At 70.0% G+C, this 13,664-nt stretch carries 12 protein-coding genes; 8 read left to right on the forward strand and 4 right to left on the reverse strand.

From position 1 onward, the window contains the following. The first annotated feature begins 19 nt into the window (after window positions 1–19). The 5 genes from mtrA to hpf all read left to right on the forward strand — a co-directional run bounded on the left by mtrA (window position 20) and on the right by hpf (window position 5,615). Window positions 20–700, forward strand: a complete 681-nt coding sequence (gene mtrA, locus MRBLMI1x_RS08055) for an MtrAB system response regulator MtrA (protein WP_018188721.1) — start codon at window positions 20–22, stop codon at window positions 698–700. Between the two features lie 19 nt (window positions 701–719). After that, entirely contained in the window at window positions 720–2,399 is a 1,680-nt protein-coding gene (gene mtrB / locus MRBLMI1x_RS08060) for an MtrAB system histidine kinase MtrB (RefSeq protein WP_020665407.1), read from the forward strand. After that, a complete protein-coding gene (locus MRBLMI1x_RS08065; protein ID WP_116228621.1) occupies window positions 2,396–4,069 on the forward strand; it encodes an LpqB family beta-propeller domain-containing protein in 1,674 nt (557 codons plus the stop codon). The genes mtrB and MRBLMI1x_RS08065 overlap by 4 nt, the downstream gene beginning before the upstream one ends. Before the next feature lie 95 nt (window positions 4,070–4,164). Then, the gene (locus MRBLMI1x_RS08070; RefSeq protein ID WP_363457996.1) at window positions 4,165–4,839 is read left to right on the forward strand and encodes a ComF family protein; all 675 of its coding nucleotides are present in this window, start codon (window positions 4,165–4,167) and stop codon (window positions 4,837–4,839) included. A 116-nt stretch (window positions 4,840–4,955) separates the two neighbouring features. Next, window positions 4,956–5,615, forward strand: coding sequence for a ribosome hibernation-promoting factor, HPF/YfiA family (gene hpf, locus MRBLMI1x_RS08075; RefSeq protein WP_026303037.1), 660 nt, complete (start codon window positions 4,956–4,958; stop codon window positions 5,613–5,615). 75 nt (window positions 5,616–5,690) lie between these two features. Here the strand turns inward: hpf and MRBLMI1x_RS08080 are convergent, their stop codons facing one another. Beyond that, complete coding sequence (locus MRBLMI1x_RS08080; protein WP_363457999.1) at window positions 5,691–6,521, reverse strand: serine hydrolase domain-containing protein; 831 nt, start codon at window positions 6,519–6,521, stop codon at window positions 5,691–5,693. Next, a complete protein-coding gene (locus MRBLMI1x_RS08085; protein ID WP_018188715.1) occupies window positions 6,521–7,849 on the reverse strand; it encodes a hypothetical protein in 1,329 nt (442 codons plus the stop codon). The genes MRBLMI1x_RS08080 and MRBLMI1x_RS08085 overlap by 1 nt, the downstream gene beginning before the upstream one ends. A 175-nt stretch (window positions 7,850–8,024) precedes the next feature. Between MRBLMI1x_RS08085 and secA the strand changes: the two genes are divergently transcribed. Further along, entirely contained in the window at window positions 8,025–10,808 is a 2,784-nt protein-coding gene (gene secA, locus MRBLMI1x_RS08090; RefSeq protein ID WP_311857583.1) for a preprotein translocase subunit SecA, read from the forward strand. A gap of 72 nt (window positions 10,809–10,880) precedes the next feature. Continuing rightward, window positions 10,881–12,104, forward strand: a complete 1,224-nt coding sequence (locus MRBLMI1x_RS08095) for a pyridoxal phosphate-dependent aminotransferase (RefSeq protein ID WP_363458004.1) — start codon at window positions 10,881–10,883, stop codon at window positions 12,102–12,104. 6 nt (window positions 12,105–12,110) lie between these two features. On the opposite strand, the gene MRBLMI1x_RS08100 is transcribed toward MRBLMI1x_RS08095, so the two are convergent. After that, window positions 12,111–12,548: an Rv3235 family protein gene (locus MRBLMI1x_RS08100; protein ID WP_018188712.1), complete on the reverse strand. Its 438-nt coding sequence runs from the start codon at window positions 12,546–12,548 to the stop codon at window positions 12,111–12,113. Window positions 12,549–12,689: 141 nt separating this feature from the next. On the opposite strand from MRBLMI1x_RS08100, the gene MRBLMI1x_RS08105 reads away from it, so the two are divergent. Then, complete coding sequence (locus tag MRBLMI1x_RS08105) at window positions 12,690–13,283, forward strand: hypothetical protein (protein WP_363458008.1); 594 nt, start codon at window positions 12,690–12,692, stop codon at window positions 13,281–13,283. A gap of 11 nt (window positions 13,284–13,294) precedes the next feature. Here the strand turns inward: MRBLMI1x_RS08105 and MRBLMI1x_RS08110 are convergent, their stop codons facing one another. Then, the gene (locus MRBLMI1x_RS08110; RefSeq protein ID WP_018188710.1) at window positions 13,295–13,543 is read right to left on the reverse strand and encodes a helix-turn-helix domain-containing protein; all 249 of its coding nucleotides are present in this window, start codon (window positions 13,541–13,543) and stop codon (window positions 13,295–13,297) included. Window positions 13,544–13,664 lie beyond the last annotated feature (121 nt).

Consider the following 13,664-nt stretch of genomic DNA (forward strand, 5'->3'; position numbering starts at 1 on the left):
GAAGGACGACATCGGCTCTATGACATCGCGCATCCTGGTGGTCGACGACGACACCGCCCTGGCAGAGATGATCGGCATCGTGCTGCGCACCGAAGGCTTCGACGTGGCCTTCTGCGCGGACGGTGCGGCTGCCGTCGACGCGTGGCGCGACGAACGCCCCGATCTGATCCTGCTCGACCTCATGCTGCCGGGGATGGATGGCATCGAGGTGTGCACGCGGGTGCGCGCCGAATCCGGCGTGCCCATCATCATGCTGACCGCTCGCACCGACACCGCCGACGTGGTGCGAGGGCTCGAATCGGGCGCCGACGACTACATCGTCAAGCCGTTCAACCCGAAGGAACTCGTCGCCCGCATCCGCACCCGGCTGCGGCCGACCGCAGAAGCCCAGTCCGAGAATCTGCGGATCGGCGACCTCACGGTCGACGTCGCCGCTCACGAGGTCCGCCGCGCGGACGGGGTCATCGCCCTCACCCCGCTCGAGTTCGAGTTGCTCGTCGCCCTCGCCTCGAAGCCGCAGCAGGTCTTCACCCGCGAGATGCTGCTCGAGCAGGTCTGGGGCTACCACTACAAGGCCGACACGCGTCTCGTGAACGTCCACGTCCAGCGCTTGCGGGCGAAGGTCGAGCGCGACCCCGACAACCCGCAGATCGTGACGACGGTGCGCGGCGTAGGGTACCGCGCCGGCGCGGCCGTGTGACCGGGCGGAGCATCCGATCGTGTCGGTGACGGCGCGCACCGGCACCCACACGGTCGTCCCGCCCTGGCGGGACTGGAAGTCGTGGCAACGCCGCATCCGCTTCCTGTGGCGCCGATCCCTGCGCTTCCGCACCCTGTCGGTCACCCTGACGCTCACGGCCTTGACGATCCTCGTCGCGCTCGTGTGGATGTCGCTCGCCATCCTCACCGATCTGTACGAGTCCCGCGCCGAGCAGGTGCAGGATGCCGCTCAGCGCGCCACGCAGGCCGCGCAGAGCACCTTCGACGCGGCCGTCGTCGACAGCGACGAGGTGGCGCTCCAGGTGCTCATGGACGAGGTGCGCCGCGAGATCCTGTCTCGCCAGGCGGGGACGTCGATGCTCGCGGTCTTCCGCATCGACGACGAGCCCTCGGCGATCGCACCGCAGAACTTCGAGTCCGGCGGGCTCGAGGAGTCGATGATCTCGCCCGAGCTGCGCGAGAGCGTGCGGCTGTCGGCCGACCGGCAGTGGTGGCAGTCGATCGGCATCCCCGAATCCGACGGCGGCGAGACGCCCGGCATCATCGTCGGGCAGCAGCTCATCGTTCCCGAAGCCGGCGCGTACGAGGTCTACTTCGCGTACGACCTCGGCTCGGAGGCGCAGACCCTGCAGTTCGTCCAGGTCACCCTCTGGGTGGTCGGGCTCGCGCTCCTCGTCCTGATCGGCGGCATCTCGCTCTTCGTCCTCCGGTCGGTGACGGTCCCCATCGCGCAGGCGGCGGAGACGAGCGCGAAGCTCGCGGCGGGCGACCTCGCCGTGCGACTCCCCGTCCGGGGCGAGGACGAGTTCGCGACGCTCGGCCGCTCCTTCAACGCGATGGCCGACAGCATCGAGGGCCAGATCAAGGAGCTCGCCGAGCTCTCCCTCGTCCAGCAGCGGTTCGTGTCCGACGTCTCGCACGAGCTGCGGACGCCGCTGACGACCATCCGTCTCGCGGCCGACATGATCAACGACCAGCGCGACGACTTCGACGCGTCGACGGCGCGGGCAGCGGAACTCCTCCACGCCCAGGTTCAGCGGTTCGAGGTCCTTCTCGCAGACCTCCTCGAGATCAGCCGCTACGACGCGGGGTCGGTGCAGCTCGAGGTCGAGCCGACGAGCCTCGCCCACCTGGCCGAGGACACGATCGAGTCGATGGCCCAGCTCGCCGAGCAGCACGGCAGTGACGTCCGACTCGTCGCCCCCGGCGGCTACTCGCCGGTCGAGATGGACCCGCGCCGCATCCGCCGGATCGTCCGCAACCTTCTGGGCAACGCCATCGAGCACGGTGAGGGCAGGCCGATCGTGGTGACCGTCGACAGCGACCAGCGCGCCGTGGCGCTGGGGGTACGCGACTTCGGACTCGGCATGAGCGAGGCCGACACCGAGCGCGTCTTCGACCGCTTCTGGCGTGCGGATCCCTCGCGACGCCGCACGATCGGCGGAACCGGACTCGGCCTGTCGATCGCTCTCGGCGATGCCCGCCTGCACGGCGGCACCCTCGAGGTGTGGTCCGAGCTCGGCGGCGGGAGCCACTTCGTCCTCACCCTGCCGCGCCGCGTGGGGGAGCATCTCTCCGGCGGCTCGCCGATCGAGCTCGACCCGCGCGACGACGCAGCGCTCGGGAACCTCGGACTGACCCAGCCGATCACCCTGCCCCCGCGGGAGGAGACCCCATGACCCTTCGTCGCGGACTCGCCACTGCGGTCGCGGTGATCCTCGCCTTCGCCCTGTCGGCCTGCGCCGGTCTGCCCGTCGGCGGCCCCGTCCACGTGGGCAAGGCGATCGACGAGGTCGAGGGCCCGCCGGACTTCTCCTACGTCCCCGACGGGCCCGGGCGCGACGCGACGCCCCAGCAGATCGTCGAGGGGTTCATCGCGGCAGGCTCGGGACCTCGGGGCAATTGGGAGGTCGCCCAGGAGTTCCTCACGAGCTCGTTCAAGCAGAAGTGGCAGCCGCAGGCGGGCGTCACCGTGTACACCCCCGGGGAGAGCTCGATCTCCTCGTCGGCCGACGACGAGATCGTCTTCACGGTGCAGCCCGTCGCCAACGTCGACGCCACCGGCTCCTACCAGCCCGCCGAGGCGGGGCGCATCCCGTTCACCTTCTCGCTCGAGAAGGAGCGGGGGCAGTGGCGCATCTCGCAGGCGCCCGACGGCATCGTCCTCGACGCGAACCGCTTCGGGTCGGTGTTCCAGAGCTACGACCTGTCGTACTTCGATCCGTCCTGGCGGGTGCTGATCCCCGACGTGCGGTGGTTCCCCTCGACCAATCCGGCCACGCGCATCACCGCGGCGCTCGTCTCCGGCACGCAGAGTCCCTGGCTCGGCGAATCCGTGCGCTCGGCGTTCACGGGCGAGGTGACCCTCACCCAGCCGTCCGTGCCCGTCGAGTCCGGCATTGCGCAGATCTCGTTCGATCCGTCCATCCGCGACCTCTCCCGCGAGACCCTGGCCCGCATGAAGGCTCAGCTCGACGCGAGCCTGGCGGGGGCCGGCATCCTCGACGTGCAGATGCTCGTCGGCGACGAACCCCTCGACGTGACGGCACGCACGACCCGGTCGACCGCGGTCGACACCCGACCCCTCGTCCTGAAGAACGGCACGTTCGGGTTCCTCTCCGGCAGTGACATCGACCAGGTGGTCGGTTTCGGCGAGGCGTTCTCCGAGGTCGAGGCCGAGGCGGTCGAGACGGATGCCGCGCGCACGACGGCGGCGGTGCGGACCCGTTCGGGGGCGATCCTCCGCGTGGACTCCGACGGCACCCGGACCGAACTCGACACGCGCGCGGGGATGACCGCGCCCTCGATCGACCCCTACGGATACATCTGGACCGTCCCGGGTGATCAGCCGACCGAGGTCGTCGCGTACGGCCGGGACGGCAGTGCGCAGAAGATCCCCGCCGGCTGGGTCGGCGCCGCCGGGGTGACGGCGATGCGGGTCTCGCGCGACGGCGCCCGCGTGGCGGCATTGGTCCGCGCCGGAGGGCGGTGGTCGGTCTGGGTCGCTGGGATCATCCGCGACAAGGACGGCGCCCCCACGTCCATCGGCGACCCCCTCGTCGTCGCGAACATCGGCGGTCGGGGGATCGACCTCACCTGGATCGACGGTTCCACGGTGGCTCTCGTGTTCGCGGACGGTCAACAGCGCGTCGTGCGCGAGCAGACGGTCGGCGGGCTGGGCACCGAGGTGCGTGCGCCCGACGGCGTCGTGGCGATCGCCGGCGGCAACCAGAGCGGCAGCGTCCGGCTGCTCACGAAGGACGGCAGCCTGTACGTGCAGCGCGGATCGTGGCAGGTGCTCGCCGCCGACGTGAGCGTGCTGGCGGTGCAGCAGGGTCAGCCCGGCTGACGCCTCCTCCTCCCCAGGCGCCCGCAGTGCCACCCGTGTCCGCGGGTGACGATGGGAGGACCCCCCGTGCTCCGGCACCGGAGCACGATGGCGGGATGCCGCATCCCGCCGTCCCCGGCTCGCCGTCTCGCCTGCGTCTCGCCCTCGACGAGGCGCTCTCCGTGGTCTTCCCGGTCTCGTGCGCAGGGTGCGACCTGCCCGATCAGACCCTCTGCGAGGGATGCCGGGAGGAGGTGAACCCCGTCCCGCGTGCGCGACGGCTCCCGACCGGATTCGAGGTGCGGAGCGCCCTCGTGTTCGAGGGGATCCCTGCCCGCGTCATCCGGGCGTTCAAGGAGGACGGCAGGACCGGGCTCGCCCGGCCGCTCGGTGCGGCGTTGCGGAGCGCGTGGCCGGCGGGCGTCGACGCGGTGCCGGTGGCGGTCCCCGCGAGCCGGGCGTCGCTTCGCCGACGCGGATACGCGCCGGTGGACCTCCTGTGCCGCCGGGCCGGTTGGCGGCCGTTCCCGCTGCTGTCGGTTGCGCGGGCGACGGCGGATCAACGCGTGCTCAGCCGCGCCGAGCGCGCGGCCAACCTGGCGGGCGCGATCAGCGTGCGCGCGGGCGCGGCGCGTCGACTGGAGCGCCGGTCCGTCGTGCTGATCGACGACGTGGTGACGACGGGGGCGACCCTGGACGAGGCGGCTCGGGCCCTCAGGGCGCGGGGGGTCACGGTGGCGGGGGCGGTGACGGTCGCCGCGACGCCCCTCCGCCGCGCCATAGGCGGCTGAGGGGCGATTCATCGTGATCAGGTCGTGACACGCGGCGGGTGCGGCACTACGGTGGGGGGACACAAGGCGAACCGAGGTCCGCCCTTGACCGGGTGGACCGGAACAAGGAGGTCACGATGGAGATCAGTATCGTCGGCGTGGGAGTGAGCGTCAGCGACCGATTCCGCTCCGTTGTCGAGGAGAAGTCCGCCCGCATCGAGCACCTTTCCCCCCGGGCCCAGCGGCTCGACATCAAGGTGACGCATCGCAGTTATCACAACGGTGGCCGTGAGGACGAGACCGTCGAGGTCACCCTCACCGGCAAGGGTCCCGTCGTCCGCGCCGAGGCGGTGGACGGCGACAAGTTCGCCGCTCTCGATCTCGCCATGACCAAGCTCGGCGAGCAGATCCGCCGGGCGAAGGAGAAGCGCGTCGACCTCCGCAACCACCCCCGCGGCGCCAAGCTCGAGAAGGGCACCGGGACGCTCCAGGGCATCGACGTGCAGCCCGCCTCGGTCGACGTCATCCGCGCCGTGGCGACCGGTGAAGTGCCGATCATCACGGGCGCCGAGGACGAAGAGGAGTACACACCCGTCGTCATCCGCACCAAGCGGTTCGACCCCGAGTGGATGACGGTGGAAGACGCCGTCGACCGGATGGAACTCGTCGGTCACGACTTCTTCCTCTTCATCGATGCCCGCACCGACCAGCCGAGCGTCGTCTACCGTCGCAAGGGCTGGGACTACGGCGTCATCTCCCTGACCACCACGGCCGCACCGGCGGAGCTCGCCTCCTGACCTGACACGACCTGACGAGAGAGGGTGGATGCCGCGCGGCATCCACCCTCTCTTCGTTTCCGTGGCGGGGGAGTCTCAGTCGGCCGCGAGCGCAGCCAGCACGCCGTCGCTGAACGGCGGCCACGCGTCGGCGGCCCACGGGCCGAACGGGCGATCGGTGAGCGCCACGAGCGCCGCACGGGCGCGGGGGTCGACCCACAGGAACGTCCCGGCCTGACCGAAATGCCCGAACGTCTCGGGGGAGTTCTGCGATCCCGTCCAGTGCGGGCTCTTGGTCCCGCGGATCTCGAGGCCCAGGCCCCAGTCGTTCTCCGCCTGCTGTCCGAAGCCCGGCAGCACGCCGCGTCGGCCGGGGAACGACACCCCCGTCGCGCGGTCGAGCGTCGCGTGATCGAGGAGGCGTGGCCGCTGCAGCTCCGCCGTGAAGAGGGCGAGGTCCGCGCTCGTCGAGGAACCGCCCGCCGCGGCGGAATCGCCGATCGTCGTGTGCGACATCCCGAGCGGCGCGAACACCGCCTCGTGCGCATAGGCGTCGAAGGCGATGCCGGTCTCGGATTCGAGCAGGTCGGCAAGCACCTCGAAGCCCGTGTTCGAGTAGAGGCGTCGTTCGCCGGGCGCGGCGCGGAGTGTCGACGAGGAGAAGTCGTATCCGGCCGTGTGGGCCAGAAGGTGCTCGACGGTCGCCCCGGGGGGCCCCGCGGGCTGATCGAGCGCCAGGGCGCCCTCTTCGACGGCGACGAGCGCCGCGTAGGCGCTCAGCAGTTTCGTGACGGAGGCGAGTCGGTAGACACGATCCTGATCCCCGGCGGATGCCGCGACGGCACCGTCCGCGGTGACGACCGCGACCGAGGCGTGGGGGACGTCCCAGTCCTGCGAGGCGGCGACCGCCTCGTCGAGCGCCGTCATCAGTCGAACATGCCGTCGAGGAGGCCGCCGATCACGAGCCCGCCGAGCAGGCCGCCGGCGAGGCTGCCCCCGCCCATGCCACCGCCCATGCCGCGGCCGCCGTACCCGCCGCCGGAGCCCCAGTCGTCCGGTCGCGAGGAGTCGATGTCGCGCTGTGCGAGCTGCAGCGCCTCGCCGGCGAGGTGAGCGGCGCGGCGGGCGAGCGACATCGCCTCGTCGCGGTCGTCCTCGTCGATCGGCCCCGCGTAGCGCACGAGATCGCCGCGGACGCGTTCGGCTTCGGCGAGGCGCGTGCGCGCGTCCGCACCGATCCAGCCGCGGTGACCCGAGATGACGCTGCGTGCGACGCCGATCTGCCGGTCGGCGTCGTCGATGGCGTGGTGCACGTGGGCTTCGGAGGGCACGGGACGCGCCGCGCGCTCGCGCGCCTTGTCGACGGCGGCGTCGAGCGCCGCATTGGCCGTGCGCAGCCGGGTGAGTTCGGCGAACGGGTCGGGCTTGCTGCCGGCGGGCGTCAGCGACCGGAGCGCAGCCTCGAGGTCGGCGGCGGCCGCAGCCACGGCGGGTGTCGACAGCAGCGGCTGCGCCACGATCAGGTCGTCCCGGGAGTCGTCGACGATCGCGGCGAGCGTCGACTCCGCACGCAGCGCCTCGATCTCGAAGGTGTCGACGGCCTCGACGAGGGTGCCGGCACGGCGTGACGCCTCGATCGCGGTCTCGAGTGCGAGGTTGGCCTGTTCGCGCTGGCCGGCGTCGCGGCGACGCTCCGACACCTCCGAGCTGTGCTCAGCGAAGTCGAGGAGCTGGGCTGCTTCCGCGGCGTTGCCGAGGACCGTCCGCATCGCGGCATCCGAGTAGCGCGTCGACAGGCGCTCGAGGCTCGCCGTGAGGGCCGGGAGCCGCTCGCGCAGTCGAGCCACGTCGCTGCGGATCCCGGCGATGATCTCGGGTGCGCGACGGGCCCGGGCGATGGCTTCGGCGAGAGATTCGGTGCGGTCGTCGAGCAGGTCCTCGGCCCACTCGCACAGCTGCACGATGCGGGCGTTGCGGGTGCGGAGCTCCTCGGGGGTGTCGGGGATCTCGTCGTGGTTGAGCTGATGCAGCTGGAACGCCTCGCCCATGTGCTGACGCACGGCGGCCAGCGCGTCTCGAAGGTCCTTGGTGGCGTCGCGACCCAGCTCGATCTCGGCGTACGCGAGTTCGTCGTCCGTCACGCGGATGCGCTCGTCGGCGGCGACGAGGGCAGCGCCGGCCTTCCGACTGAGTTCGGCATCCTGTGCCTCGATCTCCGCGTCTTCGCGCTTGCGTCTTCCCCAGAATCCCGCCATGCGCCCGATCTTACGGGCCGGGGCGCCTGCGGCGGCGTTCGGCGGGGGATGCCGCGACCTCCAGCAACCTCGTAGGTCACGGGCGGATAACATGGCGGTGTATGTCTGCGCGTCCCGCGCACCGGCATCCCGACATCGCTCGTCGGAATGCCGAATCGACAGATGGAGATCCTCCGTGGCGAACCCCCTCGAGAAACTGCTTCGTGCCGGTGAAGGCCGCGTTCTGCGCAGGCTGCAGCAGGTCGTGAAGGCCGTGTCGGCCCTCGAAGAGGACTACGCGCACCTCACCGATGAGGAGCTCCGCGGCGAGACCGCCGAGCTGCGCGCCCGCTACGAAGCGGGGGAGAGCCTCGACAAGCTCATGCCCGAAGCCTTCGCCGCCGTCCGCGAGGCCGCGAGCCGCACCCTCGGCCAGCGTCCCTACGACGTTCAGGTCATGGGCGGCGCGGCCCTTCACCTCGGCAACATCGCCGAGATGAAGACGGGTGAAGGCAAGACGCTGACCGCGGCGCTGCCCGCCTACCTCAACGCCATCGCCGGCAAGGGCGTGCACGTCATCACGGTGAACGACTTCCTCGCCTCGTACCAGTCCGAGCTGATGGGGCGCGTGTACCGAGCCCTCGGCATGACCACCGGCACGGTCGTGTCGGGTCAGGACCCCGAGGTGCGCCGGCAGCAGTACGAGGCCGACATCACGTACGGCACGAACAACGAGTTCGGCTTCGACTACCTGCGCGACAACATGGCGTGGCGGAGCGAAGACCTCGTCCAGCGCGGCCACTTCTACTGCATCGTCGACGAGGTCGACTCGATCCTCATCGACGAGGCGCGTACGCCGCTCATCATCTCGGGCCCCTCGTCGGGCGAGGCGAACCGCTGGTTCACCGAATTCGCGAAGATCGCACGCACCCTCGAGGCGGGCGTGGACTTCGAGGTCGATGAGAAGAAGCGCACCATCGGCGTGCTCGAGCCCGGCATCGAGAAGGTCGAGGACTACCTCGGCATCGACAACCTGTACGAGTCGGCGAACACGCCCCTCATCTCCTTCCTCAACAACTCGATCAAGGCGCTCGCCCTGTTCAAGCGCGACACCGACTACGTCGTGATGAATGGCGAGGTCATGATCGTCGACGAGCACACTGGCCGCATCCTGGTCGGTCGTCGCTACAACGAGGGCATCCACCAGGCCATCGAGGCGAAGGAGGGCGTCGCGGTCAAGGCCGAGAACCAGACCCTCGCGACCGTCACCCTGCAGAACTACTTCCGTCTGTACGAGAAGCTCTCGGGCATGACCGGTACCGCCGAGACCGAGGCCGCCGAGTTCATGTCGACCTACAAGCTCGGCGTCGTCCCGATCCCCACCAACAAGCCGATGATCCGCAAGGACCAGTCCGACCTCGTCTATAAGAACGAGCAGGCGAAGTTCGCGCAGGTCGTCGAGGACATCGCCGAGCGGCATGCGTCGGGCCAGCCGGTGCTCGTGGGAACCGTCAGTGTCGAGAAGAGCGAGTACCTGTCGCGCCTCCTCGCGAAGAAGGGGATCAAGCACGAGGTCCTCAACGCGAAGAACCACGCGCGGGAAGCCGAGATCGTCGCCCGTGCCGGCCGTTACGGCGCCGTCACCGTCGCGACCAACATGGCCGGTCGTGGAACCGACATCATGCTCGGCGGCAACGCCGAGTTCATCGCCGTGTCGGAGATGAAAGCGAAGGGCCTCGACCCCGTCGAGACGCCGGACGAGTACCAGTCGGCCTGGGAGGACGTCTACGGCGCCGTCAAGGAGAAGGTCCAGGAAGAGGCCGACCGCGTCGTCGAGGCCGGTGGACTCTACGTGCTCGGCACCGAGCGCCACGAGTCCCGGCGTATCGACAACCAGCTGCGCGGTCGCTCGGGACGTCAGGGCGACCCGGGCGAGAGCCGCTTCTACCTGTCGCTGACCGACGACCTCATGCGCCTGTTCCAGTCCGGCGCGGCAGAGGCCATCCTCGCCCGCACGAACTTCCCCGACGACGTGGCCATCGAGTCGACGATGGTCTCGCGGGCGATCAAGAGCGCGCAGTCCCAGGTCGAGGCCCGCAACGCCGAGATCCGCAAGAACGTCCTCAAGTACGACGACGTCCTCAACCGTCAGCGCGAGGCGATCTACGCCGATCGTCGCCAGATGCTCGAGGGTGACGACCTCTCGTCCCGCGTCGAGCACTTCATCGAGGACGCCATCGCGGCGATCATCGACGAGCACACCGGCTCGGGGCACAACGAGAGCTGGGACTTCGACGCCATGTGGGCGGAACTCAAGACGCTCTACCCCGTGGGGGTGACGATCGACGAGGTCGTCGCCGAAAGCGGCAGCAAGGGCAAGGTGACGCCCGAGCTCCTCAAGCGCGAACTCCTCTCGGACGCGAAGATCGCCTACCGCTCGCGCGAGGAGACGCTCGGCGAGCCGGCCATGCGCGAGCTCGAGCGTCGCGTCGTGCTGCAGGTGCTCGACCGCCGCTGGCGCGACCACCTCTACGAGATGGACTACCTGAAGGACGGCATCGGCCTGCGTGCCATGGCCCAGCGCGACCCCCTCATCGAATACCAGCGCGAGGGGTACCAGATGTTCCAGTCGATGATGGCGCAGATCAAGGAGGAGTCCGTCGGCTTCCTCTTCAACCTCGAGGTCGAGGTGCGCCAGACCGAGGGCGGCGACATCGAGGCCAAGGGTCTCGCCTCGCCCGACATCGACGCGCAGAAGCTCCAGTACACGGCGCCCAACGACGCCGGCGAGGTCGAGGTGCGCAACGAGCGCGGTCAGGTGCAGCAGGCCGCGACCAGCAAGGCCCGTCAGCGCGAGGCCGAGCAGGAAGCTCCGGCCGACGCGCCGCGGGGGGCTTTCGGGCAGCAGATGGATGCCGGTTCCGCACCGACGGACGCGGGCAACCGCGCGCAGCGACGGGCGTCCGGCAAGAAGAAGTGACGGCGGGCCGACGGGCGTCGGGCGGTCCACGGACTCGTCATTGGCCCCGTCGGCCTTCGCTATCCTGAACCGATGACCCCGCGCACCCTCGACCAGTCATCCAAGCTCAAGGACGTCCTGTACGAGATCCGCGGTGCCGCCCTGGTCGAGGCCGACCGGCTGCAGGACGAGGGTCACACGATCCTCAAGCTGAACACCGGGAATCCGGCCGTCTTCGGCTTCGAGGCGCCGTTCCAGATCGTGCGCGACATGATCGAGGCGGTACCGCAGGCGCACGGCTACTCGGATTCCCGCGGCATCATGTCCGCGCGCCGCGCCATCGTCTCAAGGTACGAGGAGGAGCCGGGCTTCCCCAAGTTCGATCCCGACGACGTCTACCTCGGCAACGGGGTCTCCGAACTCATCACGATGACGATGCAGGCCCTCCTCGACGAGGGCGACGAGGTCCTCATCCCGGCTCCGGACTACCCGCTCTGGACGGCGATGACGAGCCTGGCCGGCGGCACTCCCGTGCACTACCTCGCCGACAGCGAAAACGACTGGCAGCCCGACCTCGACGACATCCGGGCGAAGGTCACCCCGCGCACCAAGGCGATCGTCGTCATCAACCCGAACAACCCGACCGGCGCCGTCTACACGCGAGAGACCCTGCAGGGGATCGTCGAGATCGCCCGTGAACACGAGCTCCTGCTGCTCTCGGACGAGATCTACGATCGCATCCTGTTCGACGATGCGACCCACATCCCGCTCGCCACACTGGCTCCCGACCTGCTGTGCCTCACCTACAACGGCCTGTCGAAGACCTACCGCGTCGCGGGCTACCGCTCGGGCTGGATGGTCATCACCGGGCCCAAGAAGCACGCCTCCGGCTTCCTCGAGGGCATCCAGCTCCTCGCCTCCACCCGCCTCTGCCCCAACGTCCCCGCGCAGTTCGCCGTGCAGGCGGCGCTGTCGGGCGTGCAGTCGATCGACGCCCTCATCGCCCCCACCGGTCGGCTCCATGAGCAGCGGGATGCCGCCTGGGAGGGCCTTACCGCGATCCCCGGCATCACCTGCGTCAAGCCGCACGGCGCCCTGTACGCCTTCCCCCGTCTCGACCCCGAAGTCCACGAGATCCACGACGACGCCAAGTTCGTCTACGACTTCCTCGTCGCCGAGCACGTCCTGCTGGTGCAGGGAACCGGCTTCAACTGGCCGACGCCCGACCACTTCCGCATCGTCACGTTGCCCGAAGCACGGGTGCTCACCGAAGCGATCGAGCGACTCGGCAACTTTCTCGCCTCATACCGCCAGTAACGCGTCTCACAGGAGCGCGAGCGACGTCGCGCGCCAGCGCCCGTCCCAGCCCTCGAGTCGCATCGCCACTGCGCGGGTGCGGACCGGCCCGCTCACCACGACCACCGCCTCGATGACGCCGTCTGCGGGGACGCAGGTGCGTTCGGTGAGGATGCGGTGGGCGGGGCGGACGGCGGCGATCCCGCGTGCGCTTCGTGCCCGGGCCGACAGGTTCGCTCGCGTCACGAGCGCCCGATAGGCGTCCTCACCCAGCCACCGGGCGAGTTGGTCGACGTCGCGGACGCCGGCGAGGACTTCCAGGACCCCGATCGTGAGGTTCTTCACGAGCGGGAGGGGATCGGGGAGGTCGTCCGACGACGTGCGTTGCGGCGCGAAGTACTCGGCTACCTCGAGGGAGCTTCCCGACCGCGGGATGCGGTGGTCTTCAGAGACGGCGAGGGCCATGTCGATTCCTCTCGGGCGACAGGTGTCTGCGGAGCGGTGAACGGCATGAGTACAGCACACCCTCGTCAGCGGGTGGATGAGAATACTCCAACCTGTGGACAAAGTGCGCCCGGGTGTGCGAGGTGGTCTACCGTCGGCCGGGTGCGCTGGGATCGCTTCTTCGAAGACCTCGAGGACCAATTGGACTCCGAATGGGAGGCCGAGCGTGCTGCCCTCGACACCGAGGCCGAGAGACTGCGTCTGGCCCGCCTCTCGCTCTTCGAGCGGTTGACCGCTCTGACCGGTTCGACGGACGGCGACATCGTCGTCGACCTCCTCGGAGGATCCGCCGTCACCGGTACACCAATGGCCACCGGACCGGACTGGGTCGCCCTCGACGACGGCGCTCCCCGGGGCGCCGTCCTCGTCCCGCTGGCGGCCGTCATCGCGTTCGGCCCCTCGCACGCCGACCTCCTCCGCAGCGCGCGCGGGGGACCGCCCGGTCGTCTGCGGGAGCGGATGACGCTGGGCTTCGTCCTGCGCGACCTCGCCCGGCGTCGCGTCCCGGTCACGATCCACTCCGTGGATGGTCGCGAGTACGGCGGCACGGTGGACCGGGCGGCATCCGACCATCTCGACCTCGCGCTCCACGATCGCGGCGCACCGCGGCGTGCCGATCTCGTGAGCGGCCACCGGATCGTGCCGTTCGCGGCGATCGCGGGCATCCGACTCGAATCGCCCGTGGCGCTCGCCTGACGGGTGCGGATCTACTCGCCGCCGCGGCGTCCACGCCCCCACAGCTCGGGGAAGCTCGCCGCGTTCGATTCCCGCCACAGCGCGTGCAGACGGGCATCCTCCGCCTGGTCGTCGAGGTAGTCCTCGACGCTCGCAGCCTCGATGCGCCAGGAGGCGGGCGAGCCGAGCCGGGCGCCCCGCAGGCGGCCGTCGAGCACGAGGGCGACGACCTCGTCGACCTCCAGCTGCAGCATCTCCGCCACCTGGGAGGGCGTCAGCATACGCGCGGGCATTCCTTCGGGCATGAGGCCATTATGGGCCCGATGGCGGAACCCATCCGGAGCCTGTCCGGCTTGTGGATAATCCCGGCAGCGGCGGTGTCGGCTCGGTCACCATGACGTC

Origin of the sequence: Microbacterium sp. LMI1x-1-1.1 (assembly GCF_040676205.1) — a bacterium.
In the GTDB taxonomy this organism is placed as follows: Bacteria; Actinomycetota; Actinomycetes; order Actinomycetales; family Microbacteriaceae; genus Microbacterium; species Microbacterium aquilitoris.